This window comes from Roseburia hominis A2-183 (assembly GCF_000225345.1).
GTDB classification, from domain to species: Bacteria; Bacillota; Clostridia; order Lachnospirales; family Lachnospiraceae; genus Roseburia; species Roseburia hominis.
Window position 1 is genome coordinate 2,917,433 of the sequence record NC_015977.1, and the last position, 19,621, is coordinate 2,937,053.

Below are 19,621 nucleotides of genomic sequence, written 5' to 3' on the forward strand. Positions count from 1 at the left end.
TTCCTGGTGCTCTCCCCGCCTCGTCATACACGTCATAGGAATCTGTCCACGAAAACACTCTCTGTTTGATCAATAACCGCATATTTCCTATCTTCTCCATACCATGACCGGCGTATACATCAATGCAATACGGATGCAGCAACACCTTAACATTTTTACTCTTCTAAACTTTCCTTCATTCTGCCAAGCAGACCTGATTTTTTCAGCGGCAGCGTAATAATAATAGCAATGAGTGTTCCACCGCAGGTACTAATCAGGAACGGAACAACAAACGTAAATAGCGCCGCTGCTTTATTCCCCATGACAAGATATGCCACCGGATAAGAAAGCATTCCGCCAATGATTCCGGTTCCTGCCACCTCGCCGAGATAGGCAAACGGAAGTTTCTTCCCGTACTTATAAAGAAGTCCGCCAAGCAATGCACCGCACATGCTTCCCGGGAATGCCAGCGGACTTCCCAGTCCCAGCAGATTACGGATCAGCGACGCAATAAAAGCCTGTGCCAACGCCCACCATGGTCCTACGGTAACCGCGCATAAAACATTTACCAGATGCTGTACCGGTGCGCATTTGGAACCGAATACCGGGAAGGAAAACAAGCTTCCCACCACTGCTACCGCTGCTAAGATTGCTGTGACCGTCAATTTCTTTAAATTCAGTTTCTTCATTTTTCATCCTCTTTTCCTGTTGTGTGATGCCCCCGCAGCTTTTTCCACAATCAGGCAGAGAATGACTGTGATCACCATATCCGGCAGTGTATTTCCGACCGGTGTATCTACCTGCATCAATATGCGGTAAATCATAAAACCGGCAAGCCATACCACCAGATTACGCCACTGGAAAGCAGATTTTTCGGCATCTGCCTTCTTTAAAATGAAATAATCTGCGATCTGTACTGCGATCATCGGAGCAAAAACAGAACCGATCAGATATAAAAAGTTTGTAATGTTATCCATGGGATACACAATCGCTGCAGCCGTTCCGATCACGGTAACAACGATCGCCGCCCATTTTTCCTGAATCTTTGAAGAAATGGAAACACTGGAAACTCCTGCGGAGTAAGCATCCAGAAAGGTGGTTGTAACCGTGGAAAATACAATAATAAGAAGTCCGACAACGCCAAAACCGGTTTTTAACATAATCTGTGCAATGTCATATTCACCGGTAAAAATAGCCGCTCCCATGCCGATCATGTACATAAAAATGCTGACCAGACTGTAGACAAGCACACTGGCAAGTGTTGCTGCAAACGGCTTTTCTGCTTCTCTTGTATAATCGCTGATAAGCGGCAGCCAGGAAAGCGGCATTGCTACCGCAAGTTCTACCGCCGCACCAAACGTCATTGTGTCATCACTTGCTGTAATCAGCATCACAAAATCTGAATTAAAAAAGATCTCTTTAAATAGTACCAGTGACAAAATAAAAAGTGCTGTCATGGCAACCGTATTTAGCCTGCCGAGATTGGTCAGCCCAATGAAAATCCAGACAATAATCAGAACACCAATGACGAGCGCCCACACCCAGTTTCCAATATGTAACACACCATCCGCTGCAAGTGCGCCGTCATAGATCATGATCGCCGTCCATCCAACAAGCTGCAACACATTTAATACGGCAAAAAGAAGGCTTCCCTTCTCGCCGAAGCTCATTTTTACAGTTTCCATGGCGCTTTTGCGCTCTTTCGCTCCGATCATTCCTGCCGCAAACATCATAAGACCGCCGATCAGATGACCAAGCAGGATTGCTGCCATTGCTTTTCCAATACCGAGCGGTGCAAAATAGGTACCTGTCAGTATTTCCGCCAGAGATACGCCTGCGCCAAACCAGATTAGTCCGTTTGAAAAAACGGAAGTTCTCTTTTTATTCATCCTTTGTACTCTCCTTCGACTGCAAATGCATGGTTCATGGGACCGCTTCCTTTTCCAAGGTCAAGCATGGCGGCAAGTGCGCCGGAAATGTAATTTTTGGCATACCTGACGGAAGTTTCTAAGTCCCTTCCCTTTGCAAGATTCGATGCAATCGCCGAAGAAAGCGTGCAGCCTGTTCCATGGGTATTGGGGTTGTCAATTCTCTTCCCGTGAAACCATACCGTTTCTTTTTCTTTCTGGAAAAGAAGGTCGTTGGCATCGTTTAACTGATGTCCTCCCTTTAATAAAACTGCACAGCCTAAGGTGTTACAGATGATTTCTGCTGCTTTTTCCATATCTGCTTCTGTTTTAATCTCCATTCCGGAAAGAACTTCTGCTTCCGGGATATTCGGAGTGATAACAGTTGCAAGGGGCAATAATTTACTTTTCAATGTGCCGATGGCATCCTCGCTGATAAGCCTTGCTCCACTCGTTGCCACCATGACAGGATCTACCACAATATTTTTTGCGTGATACTCTGTCAGTTTGTCCGCAATCGTCTCAATCAGTTCACTGGATGAGACCATTCCGGTCTTTACTGCATCCGGATAAATATCCGTAAAAATACTGTCCAGCTGCTCTGCCAAAAATTTGGGAGTTACTTCCATAATATCTGTTACGCCGGTCGTATTCTGGGCAGTCAAAGCCGTGACCGCACTCATCGCGTATACGCAGTTGGCGGTCATTGTCTTAATATCTGCCTGGATGCCGGCGCCTCCACTGGAATCACTTCCAGCGATTGTTAATGCTGTGTACATAAAATCCTCCTCTGCATTAATTTTATATAGCGACCTAAGGTGGTGCCCCCAATCTGCCGCTGTGATATATCATTTTTCTTACTGCTGCCTTATCGGCGCAAACGGCCAAAAAAAGTGCAGGAACCCAACGCAAAGATTCCTGCACAAATAACTCTTGTGACTTATTATCTCCCTACGTTGGCATTATCCAAATCAGGTTCTGGGTTAAAGCATCCGCTTACTCTCAGCCCGCCGTGCGAGCACCCCGTTTTCATTATCCTTATCACTTCTGTAATGGTCTGTTTTATAACAGCTTTATTATACACGCCTGTTTTCAAAATGCAAGCTTTTTGTTCTGTGCTTTTCTGAAATTATCACAAATCCAGCTACATAGCCACATCAGATATTTTGCTATTTCCCAGCTCATTTTTAATATTCCGACAAAATCTGTAGTCCCATTACAATAATCCACATATATGCACAGGTCTTCGGAATCATTAATAGTCCTACTTTTGGTTTTGTTTTACTGAATAACGTTACTGGAAGATAACAGCCAAATGAAATAATAATAGCCGCAGCCATCCTTGTCATATGATATCCATAGGTATTTCCCGAAATTAAATATAAAATAATTATCCCTGTACCAGTAACTGCAAAAACTGTATTTCTGATAATAGATAATCTCATATTTCCTTCATCTGTGCACCAGTTGTTCTGCGGGAACAGGCATATCACAATTCTGACAACCGCTGATATCCATACAACAACTTCAATTACCACCGGTATTTTAAATTCCGGAAATGTAAGCTTCCAGATATACATCAAAATAATATAAAATACTGTCATTGTAACAGACGATACCTGCAGTCCGATTCCCAGCTGCCGCTTTATTTTATCATTACTTCCACGTACTGCCCTGATAATTCTCGGTACCAGATGAAAAGCATCCCCTCCGCAAAGTGTCAATGTTAATATTCCATAAAGAATAAATAACATATTTCCCTTTGAAAATATGAAAAAAAGCATTGCAGCAACCAGATCAAAAGTCAAATACGCTGCATCAAATATTGCTTCCATCACATCTGGGATCTGTGGTTTGTAATTGTTTTCTTTCATCGTTAGTCCTGCCCCTTTTTCATCAATCGGCTGTAAAACAAATAATTTCTGGTAAAAATAACTCCTGCTATCATCCAGACAATGCCTGCAATCAACAGTAATGTTTTTTCTTTACACAAAATTTAGTTCTCATTTGCATTCTCCCTGTAGTCTCTCAAATGTTCTTCTGCATTGTTACAGATCTTATCAAATACATTGATACACATATGTATTTCTTCTTCTGTCAACCCGCTTAATACATTTTTGGCGAACTTTTTTTTGTGCATTTATTCCGGCTTCCACAATCAACTCTGCCTTGTCTAATAAAACAATTTCAATATGCTTTTTATTATCTTCGCTTTGTATTCTTTCAATCAGACCTTCATTTTCCAATTTTTTCAGTGAAGTTGATACATGGGATTTTGTTGATTTCCTCACCTTTACAATCTCTGCTGCGGTATTATGCTGTGGATTGTTATGTAAAAACATCAGTATATCATATTCCATCTGTGTTAACCCGTACCGGTCGCATACCTCGCCGGATAACAGTTCATAATATCCTGTAATTGTTTTATGTTTATCCCAGAAATACATCTCAACCCCGCCTATAATCGTTCTATTTAGAACGATTATAGGGTATTTTTTCTGCCATGTCAATATTTTTCTTTAACGTTCCAATATATTCTCCATTATTATATACAAATGGTCCGGCTTCCCCCTCTTCTCCGAAGTATTCCGCTCTTAATGACATGATATTGAGCAATTCATCTACAGTATGCACTTTTGTCGCCTGATAGGGCTGTTCAAAGGCGATCTTTTCTACAAATAAATAATAGTCACTGTACTTTATCAGTATGCCGGTATGCCCTACGAAAACAACCTCAGAATACGGGTCATATATCACGATACTAAGAAGAGATATCCTGTCACTATTTATTTGAAATCCATGATATTTCCAGCTGTCGGAAAACACAGTTTCCGGAGAGTTGCCCTCTGTTACACGCTTTTCGCCATAGAGTGTAGTAAACATATCCCTATTCTTTTTTATGATTTCATATCTGTCCACGTTATCTATCGCTTCCGTGTCAAACATTAAATATGTGCCTGTATAATTGCTTTCTGTTGACTCCGAGCAAAGCATCCCATCCAGCAAAAGGAACGCTGTCATCCTGCAGTCAGCGTCTGAATAATCATGATTCTGTTCCCAGCCATCCATACATTTTACAATATCTGCTTTCATCTTCGCAGGATCTGACCAGGCATCCTCCAGCTTTGCATTCTTCCCCGCAGAATCCGCAAAATCGACCACCCACTCCTGAAATAAATCTACATGGGAAGCTCCTGCAGCGTCCAGTTCCCTGCAGATCCCGGTAATGGAAGCCTTCCCGCCCATATAAGTTGCGGCAGGTATCTTCTGTTTCTGTACATTTTCTGCACAGGCTCCCAGTATCGCAGATGCGAGTATAATAACCGCCAGTAATTCAGTCGCTTTTCTGGCCTTATTGTGCCTTTTCAACAGATATTACCTCTCCCTCAAACGGATCTACCTCTGAAATTGTTCCGGTATATCTTACAGTCACAGTATCTCCGTTGCTGACATTCTCCAGTCCTTCCGGCTTTTCCTCAAAAGTAAAGCTATATGGTGTATCATTCTCATCTGTAACGACAAACATGAAATCTTTTATCTCATCAATCGTTCCGGTCACTTCTTTTTCTTCTGTTGTTCCTTCCTGTTTTCCCTCTTCGCTATTGCTTATTGCAGTATTATCCTGCTTCATCCCGGACTGTCCACAGCCGCCAAATAATCCAGCACAGCACATCACGCAAGCCACAATCATAATTATTTTTTTCTTCATCTTCAATCTACCTCATTTCTTATTATTCGTACTCTGTGAATACTTTTCAAAAGATTACCTTAGTCTTTCATTAATGTAAATAGTATGATTCCAAAATTAAAGAAATATTCATTTTTTGCCGCCTGTAGCCGAGTTTTCAATATCACGGAAAGTGCATTCATAAATACCGTTTTCCCCATAATCCTGCCACCCGCTTCCCACTATCTGGGCGCGTTCGGGACTTGCACCCGTCAGAGCGCCCATGGCGCGCAAACTAAAAAAAGAACCGATTTCTCGATTCCTTTTTTCAGCTCCTGCTGATTTCTTTACAAATTCAATTTTTCTTTTTGCATTATCTACAACTGGAATTTATATAATTATTCCTCTAACTTTCCCCATTTTATAGGCTTTCCCGCCTGTCCATTAGTGAAATGATATGTAGTTTCCCTTATTTTTGCCCTTATGAGATAATCACAAGGGAAATAAGGGAAATTTTTTAGTCATTGCCCACCACTTTATCAAGAAGCCGAACTGATTTTCGTTTCGCATCTCTTGTGGAGTGAGCATAGACGTTCATTGTGGTACTGACATCTGAGTGTCCCAACAATTCCTGCACATCTTTTGGGGCAGCTCCATTTGCTAAAAGGTTGCTTGTATAGGTGTGACGTAACTGGTGGAAATGAAAGCCTTCAAATCCCTCTAATGTTTTTGCCACCTTTCTGCAAACAGTCCCCAAAGTAGTTGGAAGTTCCAAACAACCATCCGGTCTTAAACAGACGAAAGAAATTTCTTTATAATCTGTCGGGACTTCCTCTGTTCTGTCTAAACAATAATATTCGTAGTACACTCTGTTTTTCTCTTTGACCTCTTTGTAGTAGTTCGTGTGATAAAGTTCTCCGTACTGCATTCGATTTTTTAACTGCTCTTTCCGGGCATTACGGAAAATCTCTACCAGTGTATCTCCAAAATCAACAACCCTTACTTTTTTCCGCTTGGTTGGTCCGATGATATATTTGCGCTTTGAGCCATCATATCGGATGCTGCGTCTTATGGTAAGGCATTGTTCTTCCAGATTTACGTCCTGCCATGCCAAACCGCAGGCTTCTCCAATACGAAGCCCGGCATAATAGGCTATCTGGATTGGAAGTATTGCGGCTGGGTTCTTTTTTTGCAGATAAGCAAGCAATCTTTCATAATCTTCTCGTGAAATTGGTTGGACATTTCCGTCCATATCCTCATCGGAAAACAAATCCACTTCATCCGTCTGATACCGCAGTTTAATATACTGCATGGGATTGAACGTAATATACTGCTTTGGAAATACTGCAAAACGGAAGGACTGCTGCATGACTGCGGAAAAAGAATGGATATAATCTTTGCTGTAACCCTTTCTCTCTTTTCCGTCGGGATGAACTCCCCCGAAGGAAAGCAAATCGAAGAAGGATTGCAAATGTTCAGAGGTTACATTTTTCAGTTTCCGTTCTGCCAATGGGTGTTTCTTGATATTTCGGATTGTTCCGAGGTAATTCTCCACCGTACCATTGCTGAGCGTACCTGTTTTTAATTCCTCCTCTGCCCACACATCCAAAAGCTGTCCGACTGTGAGATTTTCCGCTTTGGCAACAAATTTCTTTTTCTCATAATCATCCATTGCCTGACGGAGCAGCTTTTCAGTTTCACTTTTGCTTTCTGTTCCAACGCATTCTTTCTGAACAAGATTGCCGCTTGCGTCCTCTACATAGAAGCGGTAGTACCATTTCTTTCCTTTTTTTCTTACAGATCCTTTTGCCATAATCGTATGTCTCCTTTCGATATTAGACAATCGGAACTGATGAAATGCTTCGTGCGTGTAAGTATATCATAACTCCGGTTGTCTTACTATACCGATTCGGAATCTTCGTATAAGACTTCTGATAAAAGATTTGCAAGCCTTTGTTCTGCTGTTTTTGGTTTCTTGGAATAGAGCCTTACAACGTCTGCCATCTCATTAAAAGCATTGATGGTGTGAGTGATTTCCCTTAAGAACATAATCTCATTATATTCATCATTCGATTCAAACCCTATTGTTTTGGCAATATCCGTCTGACCAGCATTCCCCTTGAAGTTTTTGCAGGCGAACTGGAAGGAATCCAAAAACAGACCATATTGTTTTAACATCAGCAGTAATAAATCTTTTGAAAAAGCATCTTCTTCTTTGGTAAGGGCAAGCGGTAACTGTTCCAGAATATCTCCCATCGCATCACGAATCTGTAACTCTCTCTTATCCGTAATGTCGGTTTCATATTCATCTGTTTCCCCTTTGAGCCATTCCACAGATACATGGAGTGCTTCCGAAAGACCTTCCAGCACCATTTTTTTCGTATTGTCAATCGAACCATTCTCATAACGCAGGATTGTAGAAGCGGTAACACCCATCTTTTCTGCGACATAAGGCTGTGTCAGATTCAATTCCAGACGGCGCTGTTTTACTCTGCTGCCTATCAGCTTGCGTAGTTCTTTATCTTTCATGCTGACTGCCTCCTTTTTCGGTATGTATGAATTATAGCATTGTTTTTCTGTAATTGCAATATGCAACTTAAAAATTATTTTTAATATTTCGTAACGCTTGACAAAAAGATATGAAAAGGATATACTTACATCACAAGAATTGCATAATGCAATTTATAAGGAGGTGATTATATGACGCAAAGAAAAATTGCATTATCCATCGAAGAAGCTGCTGACTATACGGGAATCGGCAGAAACACCTTAAGACAGCTTGTAGAATGGAAGAAACTTCCAGTATTAAAGGTTGGTCGCAAAGTCCTGATTAAAACCGATATTCTGGAAATGTTTATGGAAGCGAATGAAGGTCGTGATTTGAGGGATAGAGGAAATGTAAAAGCCGTAACAAGAACTGCGGCAAATTAAAAAGGCGGCTTCCAAAGAAACCGCCAAAGGTTCTATCAGACCGAAGCCATGATATACCTACACGCAAGAAGATTATACCATGTGCTTCTTCTGATACGCAACCGAGAACTTATGTTTGTAAAAGAAAGGGGAATGTAATCATGGCAAAATCAACAAAAAGTTATGAAGAACGAATGCTTGAAATGGAAAAGAAGGAACAGGAAAGCCTTGAAAAAGCAAAACGATATGCAGCACAGAAGAAAGAACTTCTGAAACGAAAGAAAGCCGAAGAAAGTAAAAAACGAACCCATAGGCTCTGTCAGGTTGGCGGTGCGGTGGAATCCGTTCTCGGTGCGCCTATCGAGGAAGAGGACATCCCAAAGCTGATTGGTTTTCTGAAAAAGCAGGAAGCCAATGGGAAATTTTTTTCAAAGGCAATGCAGAAAGAAACACATACCGATATGGAGGAAGTGTAATGGCGGGGGGGGATGAGTTTTTCATTCCCTTCATTGCTTTTTCATGAAGGGCGCACTTATGGACAACCAGAGGTCGTCCCAATAAGTTTGCCACAAGTGGCAACCGGTCTTCGCTCACGCTTGCCGGGCTCGTTCCGTCGGCGGGGCTTTCAGCCAGACCTGCTCATGCCGCAGGAGGCACTCTTCGCCAGAGGGGCGCATTCCATGCAGGCTGCTATGCGCAGGGCACTCTTACGCAGAGGGCGTTCCGGCAATACTGCTTTTTCTAAAACTGAAAGCAATGTTGCCGGAAATCTATGCCGGATGTGCAGAAAGGGGGAATCCAGACATGGCGATTTTTCATTACACAATCAAAATAGTCGGACGAAGTAAAGGGAAATCTGTTATCTCCGCTTCCGCATATCTCAATGGGGATGTGATGAAAAACGAGGAAACCGGGCGAATCAGTTATTACACTTCTAAAAAAGAAGTGGTCTACACCAGTCTGATGATGTGCGAAAACGCACCTCCTGAATGGCAGATAGTACCAGAAGAAAATATAAAACGCTTTCAAAAATCTGTCCGATACAAAAGGTCAGAAGATAAAGAAGCTGCTTTAGAAAAATTTAAAATCACATTTCAGAAACAACGGTTATGGAATGAGGTATTGAAGATTGAAAAAAGTGCAGATGCCCAACTTGGCAGGTCATTTGAATTTGCCCTCCCCAAAGAATGGAGCAGACAGGAACAGATTCAATATACAGCCGACTATATCAAAAAAACATTTGTGGATAAGGGAATGTGTGCTGATTGGAGTATCCACGACAAAGGGGATGGCAATCCTCATGTCCATCTGCTTCTGACAATGCGCCCTTTTAACCCGGATCATTCTTGGGGGAAGAAAGAAGTCAAAGATTGGGATTTTGTCAGAGATAAAAGCGGAAATATCGTGATTGATGAATCCCATCCGAACTGGTGGCAGGATAAGAAAAACCCTGACCGTCATGGAATCCGTATCCCTGTATTAGATGAAAACGGAATCCAGAAGATTGGTGCAAGAAACCGCCTGCAATGGAAACGGGTACTGACCGATGCTACGGGATGGAACAATCCAAAAAACTGTGAACTGTGGCGGAGCGAGTGGGCAAAGGTGTGTAATGAACATCTGCCTTTGCATAATCAGGTCGATCACCGTTCTTACGAAAAGCAGGGAAAACTCCAGATTCCTACCATCCATGAAGGTGCTGACGCAAGAAAGATTGAACAAAAGTTTCTTGCCGGGCAGGAAATAAAAGGTTCGTGGAAAGTAGCGGAAAATCAAATCATAAAACAACAAAACACGTTATTGCAAAAGATACTGGACACCTTTGGGAAAGTATCAGGTGCATTATCATTATGGAAGGAGCGATTAAATGACATTAGAAGAAAGCCGGGAAATTATACCCTTAATGGAGTCCATGATTGGGCAAATCGAAGAACAGCAGACCTTAATGGCAGAAATGCTTCTGGAAATGCAGAACCGGGACACCCAACTCTCTCTTATGCAGGAACAGAATCAGAAATTGCAAAAATTAAACAGCGAGTTATCCGAGCTGCTCAACATTTTGCCAAATACCGAGGAACTACTTTCCAAGATGGAAGAACAGAAAACGAAGATAGAACTTTTGGAAAACGAAAATCAGCAATGGCAGATATTGGCACAGAAGCTGAACAGCGAAAACAGTTTATTACTGAAACAGAACACCGAATTGCTGAACTGGAACAGCAGGTAGAGAAAGGACGTGATATAGATGAACGAATCCAGAGAATTAAAGAACGCCGAACAGTTGGAAGAACTTCTGCTCTTGACCGAGGAGATACAAGAAGAGTTGGAACAGAAAGACCAGCTTATCGTGGAACTGAAGACGCAGCTCAACGAATCTCTGACCTTGAACGAGAAATTAAACAAAGAGAACAGAGCCGGGAATATTCAAGCATTAAAGAACGACTTGAAGCTGGCAGACAGAGCATTGCGGATCGAGAAAGAGAAGTTGCGAAGCGCAAACGTCATGATAGAGGAATGTCAAGATAAAATATGCTATTTAACACAGGAACGGGATTATGCCCGGACACATCAGAAAATCGTAGAAATACCGGTAGAAAAGCCGGTACTCTATGAAAAATGTGAAGCCTGTAACCGGACAGCCTATCAGAATGCAAAAGCAAAATACGAAACACAAAAAGAGCGACTTGCAGGACAGTATAAAGCAAAAACGGTAATGTTCCAAACAACCTTGTTCCTTCTTGCATGGTATTCGTTGACAACCACTCTTTTTCAGGCAGTACAGTCAGATATGTTCCTTGTCGATTGTAAATCATTCTTCAATGATTTAGCATCATTCATACAAACCTTTGTCGGATGGACGATTGATGCCGGGCATTCTGCGGCACAGATTAGTACAAAAATTCCAAATGCTTTTATAGCCGGAATGGTATATTGGTTATTGCTAATATTGATTGTAGGAATATGTATGGCAGGAACAGGGATGCTGGCGATACTGATAGAAATAAAGGTTATAGAATTATATAAGAAAAACTGTTGGGATGTTATTACTCTACTAATGATACTGACAAGTGTTGCTATTGTCATTTATTTTGGAGAATCAATCAAAAAAGTACTGTCAGTAAATCTTCTATTGCTTTTCGTACTTTCGCAGGGCGCATATGTTGGAATTAGATGTTATCTTAAAGTTTGGTTAGAAAAAAGACCATATTAGTATTTTCAACTTACTGTATAGACAGTAAAATTACTCCATACCAGCCTAGTGAAAATTTACTGTATGAAAAGAAGTATTACAGAGAAAAAAGGCTGTAAAAACAGGAACAGCCAGCCCGAAAGAATTTACGGACTGGCTGTATCAGCAGAGTAATGTAATTGTGGAGCTGACCGAGATATGAAAAGCTTTCTATCATCAATTTCGCATTATTGCAATAACAGATTGCTTCTTCCATGAATGAATAAGCAATATTGTCATCAAACTTTCAAGCATAAACATAGCAACAGCAAAAAGAGTAAAAGCAACAACCGGAAATACAAATCCCGTAGACATGCCTGCATTTTTCAAAAATATACCGATTGCATATCCGCCGGGGATTCCAACAACAGCAGTTATAAGCAATGCAATCAAAGTAGTAAAAAGACCTTCCATCATAAATGCTTGCTTCAACTGCTTATTTGTCATACCAATAGATTTTAGTGTGCCCATTTCCTGTTTCTGTGATAAAAGATTTGTCACAGTAAGATTGATTTGATTGATGACCGCAAATATCCACAAGATGGCTGCAATCGCATAAGCTAATGTAAAACCTGCACGATTGTCTGATTGGTGTTCTACAATAAAATCTTGAAGGGTTTGTAAGCGAACATCCCTATTGTCAGAAACGAGTAATTTGAGTTCTTGCTCGATTATCTCCTGATATTCAGCTTCTGCTTGTATTTCGATTGCGTATGTACAGTCATAACCTGCAAGTTCTTTGAGCATATTTTCCGGCATTCTGAAAATATAGCCACCCATTCCATCATTGCTGGAAGTGATTGCACCAATTTTGAATGCTTTTGTTATTGTTTTACCACTATGATTTTTGAAATTAAAGGTCACAGTATCCCCAATTTGAGGTTTCCAATGGTAAACATCATAAATACGTTCGGGATCACTTACAACTAATTCTGTATCATCAGTAATATTTCCAGACAAAACCGCTGCATTTAGCGACGCCAAATCCTTTTCATTATAGCCGAGCATCAAGGTGCTATCTGAAATATCATTGTCTGTTGAGAAATCAACTGGTACGGTAGCATAAGTAAATATATTGCTAACTCCCTCTATATCTCCAACACGCTTTACATAATCAGAAAAATATTCTTTCTGCAAGAGAGCATCCAAATTTTCACTTTCGTTTTCTAAATCAATGCTGATTTTGAAATCTCCGTACTTCATATCCCAATAACGAGCCATACTCTCGGCATTAAAAGAACTCTGATAACTTGCTGCAAGGAAAAATATAACTCCGCACAGTCCCAATGATAAAATGGTCAATAGAGATTTTTTTCTGTTTCTGGAAAAGCTGATTTTCGCTAAATATACAGGCGTAATACGATGTCTTTTGTGAGTGCGGTAATTTACAATTCCCACTGGATTTTTCAGGGCGGAAATTGGAGAAGTATTCGCTGCAATTTTTGCTGGTTTACGAACACTAATATAAACAAGCAGTATTCCAAAAAGGCATGCGCCACATAGAGAAACAATAAATGCAAATACTGACCAGCCTTTTGATTGCAGACAATAGCTGATGATCGTTCCCATGATACTACCAATTAAAATCCCCGGAACTGCAAGCATATAACCCTGTTTAAGAACTATTTTATAAATTTGCTTTTTACTTGCCCCTATTGTCCGAAGCTGTCCGAACTCAGCAACTTTTTGTCCAACCGAAATATAGAAAATGCTGTAAATTACAAGTGCGGCAGCTAAAAACAAAATGGCAGCAACTACACCATATACCGCATAATTACTGAAGGACAAAGTTGTATTTACATAATCATAGTAACTGCTGACTGTCCAATTATTCAGTCCAGTCTCCTCTGAAATTTGAGATAATATTTCTGTTGCTTCGTCTTTTGTAAGGGTATCTGCATTTTCAAGCCAAACATATCCATTAAGCAGGTTATTTCCACGTAATTCCCGGCATTTTTCAAGTGAAACAAAAACAGGATAAGCGGTAGAAGTTTTATCATGATAAATACCAACAATAGTATAATTCTTCAAAGTACCATCCAGATTCAACTGAACTATGGCGTTGATTTCCGGAGACTTATTTTCACTGGCAAAAAAGGCATCTGTAACAGCAATTTCACTTGCTTTCTCTGGATATTTTCCGTCAAAGGCAGGAATCAAACTAAGCATGTCATCATCATAATAAATCAGAGACAGTTCTTTAGAATTTTCTTTCACTGTTTTGATATTACAGGAAAGTCCTACACTTTTTACTTCTTCGTTTGCTAACAACTTTTCTTTACTGTCCTGCGTAATGTCAAAGAAAATCCCTTGATGTAATCCTTCGATTTCTTTCTGATTTTGATAAATGATATTTTGCACTGTGAGCAACGACATCATTATCATAGCAACGGCTACAATAATTGCCGAAAGGCAAAATAAGTTTTTCTTCTTATCAAAACGCACACTTTTTCGTGCTAATTTTTTAATTACTGCACTGGTATCATTTTCAAAAGGATAATTCATAATTCCCACCTCCTTTAGCCAACAATTTTACCATCTTCAATCCGTACAATGCGGTCTGCGAGTTGAGCGATCTCGTTGTTGTGAGTAATCATTACAATGGTCTGATTAAATTCTCCGCTGGTATGCTTCAAAAGCCCTAACACATCTGCACTGGTCTTGCTATCAAGATTTCCGGTCGGTTCATCAGCAAGGATAATCGCAGGCTTCGTAATTAAAGCTCGTGCAATCGCTACACGTTGCTGTTGACCGCCTGAAAGATTGTTCGGCATATTTTCCAGTTTATCTTCTAAAGCCAACATATACACAACTTCGTCCATAAATTTCTGGTCTACTGTATCGCCATCCAGTTCCACAGGCAGGACGATATTTTCATATACATTCAAAATCGGAACCAGATTATAATTTTGGAAGATAAATCCGATGTTACGACGGCGGAAAATTGTCAATTCATCATCATTCTTTTTTGCGAGTTCTTCTCCCCGTACAATCACGCTGCCGGAAGTGGGGGTATCAAGTCCTCCCATCATGTGAAGCAATGTAGACTTACCGCTGCCGGAAGTTCCAACTACGGCAACAAATTCTCCCTGTTCCACAGTAAAATTTACACCATTAAGGGCACGAGTAATATTTGGTTCTGTGCCGTAATACTTCTTTAAGTCGATTGTTTGTAAAATGCTCATATTCAAATGCTCCTTTCAAGGCTTTCTATCTGTTGATAAAGCCATTGTAAACCACAAATGTTACACAAATGTCCGAGATAGAAAAAATTTTTATCGAAAATCAGAGTGAAATGTTACAACGCTCGGACATTTCAAAAAAAGTGGTTATATCTTACCTTACAGGAAGCATAATAGAAAATTCTGAGCCTTGCCTCAGCTCTGAAACAACCTTGATATAGCCCCCTTGCCTTGTTACAATCTCACGAGCCAAATACAAACCTATTCCCACACCCTGTTGATCGTGTACTTCTTCCTCACGATAGAAGCGCCGGAAGATGGCAGCCTGATTGCTTTCTGAAATGCCCTTGCCGGTGTCGGTCACTTTGACCTCTACGTACATTTCCCACTGAACCACTGATACAGAAATCTTTCCACCTGACGGAGTGTATTTTACTGCATTGTCCAGCAGATTGAAAAGGGCTTCGCTTGTCCACTTGCTGTCATGGGAGATTATCAAATTTTCCGGGCAATCCACGGATACAGCAATTTCTTTTTTCTCTGCGGCATATACAATACTGCTCATGGCTTGTGCAAGCGTATGGAATAAGCTGCTGTCTTTCTTTTCTAATCGTATTGCTCCGGTTTCCAACCGGGACGTTTTAACCAGTGCTTGGAACAGAAAATCCAGTTTATCAGTCTGACTACGTATGCCTTGTAAAAAGTCCATCCGTTCTTCTTCTGAAACAGGCTTTGTTAAAAGTGTGTCCGTTACCATTTGCAAATTGCTGACAGGCGTTTTAACTTGATGTGAAATATCAGAAATCAGCATTTGAAGCTCCTGTCGTTCCATGTCTACCTTGTGCCGGTTTTTCTGCATAATCTCATACAACCGAATTAAGCGGTGGTTGATACGGGCAAAAAGAGTTTCACTATCATTTGACTTTTGTAATTCCTCGTTTCCATCAATCATGTTGTCCAGCGTCCGGCACAAATTAGAAGTAAAATGAGAAAGGCGTTTTCCAAAAATCAGCACCAATAGCCAAATCCAGAAAAACGCACAGAGTGTCAATGTTCCACCCACTATAAAAATTCGTATATCCTGCATTATACCGCCGAAAATACCGGTAATTACCAGCATAGAGAAAACCATGCCAGCACTAACCAGTCTACAAATTTTCTTAGCAGAAAGGTTATTCAGATTCATTTCTTTTCGCCTCCTGTCCATTGATACCCCATACCATAAACCGTTTTGATATATGTGTCGCCATCCGCTTCAATCTTACTGCGAATACGGCTGATAGAAGTAGTAAGGGTATGTTCATCTACATATTTTTCATCAACATCCCACAGTTTTTCTAAAAATTGTTGGCGAGTAAGTACCTGCTTCGGATTTTTAAGAAATAGGTTCAACATTTTATATTCCATCGCAGAAAGTGCTAATGGTTTCCCGTTCAAACTTGCAAATTGTTCCGAAAAATCCAGAAACAAGCTACCATCCTCGTAAATATCCTTAGCTGGTTTGTGATGCTCCAACATAGCGAACATGGCTTTGATTTTTCGCTGCAAAGCACTAATCGAAAAAGGTTTCGTGATATAATCCACTGCACCAGCTTCATATCCCCGTATCTGATTGCTTTCCTGATCGTTGGCAGTTAGAAATATAACTACTGTATCAGGATGCTCTGGCTTGATAAGACGGCATAGGTCATAACCATTTCCGTCTGGTAAATTTATATCCAGCAATACCAAATCAAAAATGTTTGTTTTTAATGATTCAGCGGCTGTCCTTGCATTCAGAACAGAAGTTATTGTGTAACCGTCCAATTCCAAATTATAAGTAAGCGTTTTATTCAAAAGATTATCATCTTCGACAATTAAAATATGCTTCATATTATCACTTCCTTTTCTTTTTGCAGATAGTATAACAGGCAAATGTCCGAGAATTGTTACAAGGACAAATATATTTTTCATTTTACAGCTTTTTTCTGTGTACTGCAATTTTATAAAAGAAAGGACAGCAGTGTCAAATTGCTGTCCTTTCTTTTATCATAGCTGGTAGTGTATAAGCGTGGGTTCATCATATCGGGTGTGGTATCTTTAACTACAGGAAACTCCCTACAACACTATCTCACTTCTTGCTTAATAAAGTTCTAATGAATCTTCTGTATCCACCCACATCTGTAAATTGCCATCAAGATATAATCTTGCATATTCCAAAGGCTCATCCACAGCCAATGAAGTAAGCGCACATTCTGATCCATATGTGGTTTTTAAATTTTTTTCAGCTTCCCAGCAATCAATGCGAAGCATATATCCAGCACTTGTGTAAACATCAATACTATCGTGGTTTATATTATATTCTGCATAAATTGTTCTCATCGTATCTTATCTCCATTTTCTTTTGATAATCAGTTACAGAGTTAAATATCGAAAACATTTCAATCAGTTCACCATGTCGTTATTGTTATATGTTATATTGTGTTATGAAATTTTCTTTCCCTTAATTTTTCCCATATTAAGGTTCATGAAAAGCAATGGGAAAATGTAACACAAGGGAAAGAGTAAGGGAAAGTTCACTTGCTACAAACTTAGTATTTTCAAGGGTTTGCGAAGAATTTGATAATCAAATATAACAGTTATTAAATTTCCTAAAATATGTGAAATATCAACTGGAATTTATTTAATGACCTTTCATTTTATGACAGGCAGAATAAAAACCGGTTTCTAATCCAAACCATTATTTCGAATATTCGGATTGACATTTTTTATATCATATAGTATTATCTATCCATAAAGGAAATGGGTTTTTTGTCTGGTAAGCGATTATTCGCCGAGAGGGTTGCTCGTTTCTTTTTTTATATCTATAATGTCGTACAAATACAATTTCTCGTCATTTGAATGACGTATTAACATAGATGCATGGAAAACATTGTATCTTTCAATTTCCCCGTCATTTCCATACACAGGAAGCGCGAACCTGGAATCATATCTGTACCATCCATTTTTTGCGTCTCTCTTATGTTTCATTTCCTGATTTATACGAAAGTGTTTTCCTACAGCAATCTCTATCATTTCCGGTAAGCCGGATGCAGCATTTGCCTTGGCCTTGGAGGTTGCTCCTTTCAGGCTATTTGTATACTTTGATCCGCTATATTCGCTGGGGAGATCAGACCCAATATATATCACATCTCCCGTAGAAGCTATTTTATAAAAATCTCCAACGTATTCTTTTATATACTCTTTTACGTCTTTCCAGTTAACCGACCGTTTCCCTTTAAAGCGGATATCATTTATCACTACAATGTTATTCCCATCAATATCCTGAATAATTGATACATTACGCTGCCTCTTTTTTGCCGGACAGCTATCATTGATTTCATTGCAGATTTCCAGAAGTTCAAAGTACCTAAGAATTCTTCTCTTATTATCGGCGTCGGATTCTCTGAATAATTCCATTATATAATTATCACCAATCAAATAATCTGTTGGTGTTGTCTGCTCTGTATTTTCTTTGTCACAAAGCAAATCCGCAAGGGACATATCCAGTGCTTTACATATTACCGATAGTTTATCTGCCTGGGGATTGATCTGCTTTTTCCGCCAGTCACTGATGGTACTGGTAGCAATGCCGGTTCTTTTGGATAGTTCTGTCTGGCTCATATGCAGTTCATTAAGTCTTGCAAATATTTTTTCATATATCTTCATGGTACAATACTCTTTCACAATTCCGATTTTTCGGATATTGTACCATGAATACTTAATAGAGACAATATTATTCCAGAAATACTTTTATTGTTTTTGCAGATATCTGTATGCTCGTTTTGCCATAAAAACGCTTTATAAAGAATAGCTTTCATGCTTTCTTCTTCATTGTCTCTGGCAAAATTTTCCTTATTTCCTGCTCATATAGAATATATCCATGGCTTTGCTTGCAAACTCCGCAGTGCCTGTACCACCAACATTGTCAATATTTTCCGTAAGTTCTCCTCCACCAGCATACATTCTTCCAAGACCACATAAAATCTTATCAGAACATGTATAAAAATGATTCGTAATGTAATCCTGAAGTTTCCTTACCTGCAACTGCACCTGCTCATCTGCCGGGTTTGTTTCCTTCATTTGTCCAAATTCAACAAATAATTGCATAAACTCATTTGCGGCAGTAGCTTCGTCATCTTTCGTCCAGTTCTTTGTTTTCTCTTCAAACTCCTTGAACTCAGAGGTTTGTCCCCATTGTTCTTTTGCTCGTTTAGAATACTCATCAATCTTTCTTGTATCAAATACTTTAAAATCCATATATTTCACTCCTATTCCTTTGATTCCTCGAGCGAAACTAATAAGATTTTCAAGATGCTCCTTTTTCATCGTAAGCAATGCAATCTGCTGCTCTAATGCTTTGTTCCTGTCAAAGTTAGGAGCATCGATTATCTTTTTAATCTCCTTAAGTGGAAATTCCAATTCTTTAAACAGTAAAATTTGTTGCAGCCTTTCCAAGGATGTATCGTCATACAACCTATAACCTGACTCTGTATATTCAATAGGTTTTAAGAGTCCAATGGTGTCGTAATACTGCAGAGTGCGTATACTCACTCCTGTTAATTTACTTACTTCATTCACCGTCATCATTGTCATTTCCTTCTCTCGATAAGCATACTCTAAACTATTACGTTACGTAGGAGTCAATAGTTTTTCAAAGAAATTTTCAAAATTAAACAGCTTGATAAACAACGATTTGTTTACTTTTTGTTCCACTAATAAAACCCTT

At 39.8% G+C, this 19,621-nt stretch carries 20 protein-coding genes and 1 riboswitch; of the genes, 4 read left to right on the forward strand and 16 right to left on the reverse strand.

Annotation, left to right across the window (positions count from 1 at the left end):
* Positions 1–155: 155 nt before the first annotated feature.
* From thiW to RHOM_RS13060, 9 genes are all read right to left on the reverse strand, one after another.
* Positions 156–668: an energy coupling factor transporter S component ThiW gene (gene thiW, locus RHOM_RS13020; RefSeq protein ID WP_014080791.1), complete on the reverse strand. Its 513-nt coding sequence runs from the start codon at positions 666–668 to the stop codon at positions 156–158.
* Between the two features lie 3 nt (positions 669–671).
* Positions 672–1,868, reverse strand: a complete 1,197-nt coding sequence (gene cytX / locus RHOM_RS13025; protein WP_014080792.1) for a putative hydroxymethylpyrimidine transporter CytX — start codon at positions 1,866–1,868, stop codon at positions 672–674.
* On the reverse strand, positions 1,865–2,665 hold the full coding sequence (gene thiD, locus RHOM_RS13030) for a bifunctional hydroxymethylpyrimidine kinase/phosphomethylpyrimidine kinase (protein ID WP_014080793.1): 801 nt from the start codon (positions 2,663–2,665) through the stop codon (positions 1,865–1,867). Before thiD ends, cytX begins: the two co-directional genes overlap by 4 nt.
* 152 nt (positions 2,666–2,817) lie before the next feature.
* A riboswitch (TPP riboswitch) is annotated at positions 2,818–2,922 on the reverse strand.
* A gap of 151 nt (positions 2,923–3,073) precedes the next feature.
* Complete coding sequence (locus tag RHOM_RS13035; RefSeq protein ID WP_014080794.1) at positions 3,074–3,760, reverse strand: hypothetical protein; 687 nt, start codon at positions 3,758–3,760, stop codon at positions 3,074–3,076.
* A 186-nt stretch (positions 3,761–3,946) separates the two neighbouring features.
* The gene (locus tag RHOM_RS13040; RefSeq protein WP_456300003.1) at positions 3,947–4,246 is read right to left on the reverse strand and encodes a MarR family transcriptional regulator; all 300 of its coding nucleotides are present in this window, start codon (positions 4,244–4,246) and stop codon (positions 3,947–3,949) included.
* A gap of 109 nt (positions 4,247–4,355) precedes the next feature.
* Positions 4,356–5,132 (reverse strand): DUF4300 family protein, encoded by a 777-nt coding sequence (locus RHOM_RS13045; protein ID WP_143761834.1) that lies wholly within the window; start codon positions 5,130–5,132, stop codon positions 4,356–4,358.
* Between the two features lie 106 nt (positions 5,133–5,238).
* Positions 5,239–5,595 (reverse strand): hypothetical protein, encoded by a 357-nt coding sequence (locus RHOM_RS13050; RefSeq protein WP_014080797.1) that lies wholly within the window; start codon positions 5,593–5,595, stop codon positions 5,239–5,241.
* A gap of 475 nt (positions 5,596–6,070) precedes the next feature.
* The gene (locus tag RHOM_RS13055) at positions 6,071–7,366 is read right to left on the reverse strand and encodes a tyrosine-type recombinase/integrase (RefSeq protein ID WP_005608354.1); all 1,296 of its coding nucleotides are present in this window, start codon (positions 7,364–7,366) and stop codon (positions 6,071–6,073) included.
* Positions 7,367–7,452: 86 nt separating this feature from the next.
* Entirely contained in the window at positions 7,453–8,082 is a 630-nt protein-coding gene (locus RHOM_RS13060; protein ID WP_005608353.1) for a helix-turn-helix domain-containing protein, read from the reverse strand.
* Positions 8,083–8,253: 171 nt separating this feature from the next.
* Here RHOM_RS13060 and RHOM_RS13065 point away from each other — a divergent pair, with 171 nt between their 5' ends.
* The 4 genes from RHOM_RS13065 to RHOM_RS13080 all read left to right on the forward strand — a co-directional run bounded on the left by RHOM_RS13065 (position 8,254) and on the right by RHOM_RS13080 (position 11,674).
* Positions 8,254–8,484, forward strand: a complete 231-nt coding sequence (locus tag RHOM_RS13065; RefSeq protein WP_004843519.1) for a helix-turn-helix domain-containing protein — start codon at positions 8,254–8,256, stop codon at positions 8,482–8,484.
* Positions 8,485–8,624: 140 nt separating this feature from the next.
* On the forward strand, positions 8,625–8,939 hold the full coding sequence (locus RHOM_RS13070) for a hypothetical protein (protein ID WP_005608351.1): 315 nt from the start codon (positions 8,625–8,627) through the stop codon (positions 8,937–8,939).
* A gap of 328 nt (positions 8,940–9,267) precedes the next feature.
* Positions 9,268–10,989 carry a MobA/MobL family protein gene (locus RHOM_RS13075; protein WP_014080799.1) on the forward strand — a complete coding sequence of 574 codons (1,722 nt, stop codon included), beginning with the start codon at positions 9,268–9,270 and terminating at the stop codon, positions 10,987–10,989.
* A complete protein-coding gene (locus tag RHOM_RS13080) occupies positions 10,967–11,674 on the forward strand; it encodes a DUF6040 family protein (RefSeq protein WP_008394183.1) in 708 nt (235 codons plus the stop codon). Before RHOM_RS13075 ends, RHOM_RS13080 begins: the two co-directional genes overlap by 23 nt.
* Before the next feature lie 195 nt (positions 11,675–11,869).
* Here RHOM_RS13080 and RHOM_RS13085 read toward each other — a convergent pair whose 3' ends face one another.
* The 7 genes from RHOM_RS13085 to RHOM_RS13115 all read right to left on the reverse strand — a co-directional run bounded on the left by RHOM_RS13085 (position 11,870) and on the right by RHOM_RS13115 (position 19,482).
* A complete protein-coding gene (locus tag RHOM_RS13085) occupies positions 11,870–14,197 on the reverse strand; it encodes an ABC transporter permease (protein ID WP_006859032.1) in 2,328 nt (775 codons plus the stop codon).
* Positions 14,198–14,211: 14 nt separating this feature from the next.
* Positions 14,212–14,877, reverse strand: a complete 666-nt coding sequence (locus RHOM_RS13090) for an ABC transporter ATP-binding protein (protein ID WP_006859033.1) — start codon at positions 14,875–14,877, stop codon at positions 14,212–14,214.
* 151 nt (positions 14,878–15,028) lie between these two features.
* Complete coding sequence (locus RHOM_RS13095; protein ID WP_006859034.1) at positions 15,029–16,060, reverse strand: sensor histidine kinase; 1,032 nt, start codon at positions 16,058–16,060, stop codon at positions 15,029–15,031.
* Positions 16,057–16,746 carry a response regulator transcription factor gene (locus tag RHOM_RS13100; RefSeq protein WP_009265522.1) on the reverse strand — a complete coding sequence of 230 codons (690 nt, stop codon included), beginning with the start codon at positions 16,744–16,746 and terminating at the stop codon, positions 16,057–16,059. The genes RHOM_RS13095 and RHOM_RS13100 overlap by 4 nt, the downstream gene beginning before the upstream one ends.
* Positions 16,747–16,995: 249 nt before the next feature.
* Positions 16,996–17,235: a DUF6061 family protein gene (locus RHOM_RS13105; RefSeq protein WP_006859036.1), complete on the reverse strand. Its 240-nt coding sequence runs from the start codon at positions 17,233–17,235 to the stop codon at positions 16,996–16,998.
* Positions 17,236–17,679: 444 nt separating this feature from the next.
* On the reverse strand, positions 17,680–18,561 hold the full coding sequence (locus tag RHOM_RS13110; protein ID WP_014080800.1) for a helix-turn-helix domain-containing protein: 882 nt from the start codon (positions 18,559–18,561) through the stop codon (positions 17,680–17,682).
* 186 nt (positions 18,562–18,747) lie between these two features.
* Positions 18,748–19,482, reverse strand: a complete 735-nt coding sequence (locus tag RHOM_RS13115; protein WP_014080801.1) for a MerR family transcriptional regulator — start codon at positions 19,480–19,482, stop codon at positions 18,748–18,750.
* Positions 19,483–19,621 lie beyond the last annotated feature (139 nt).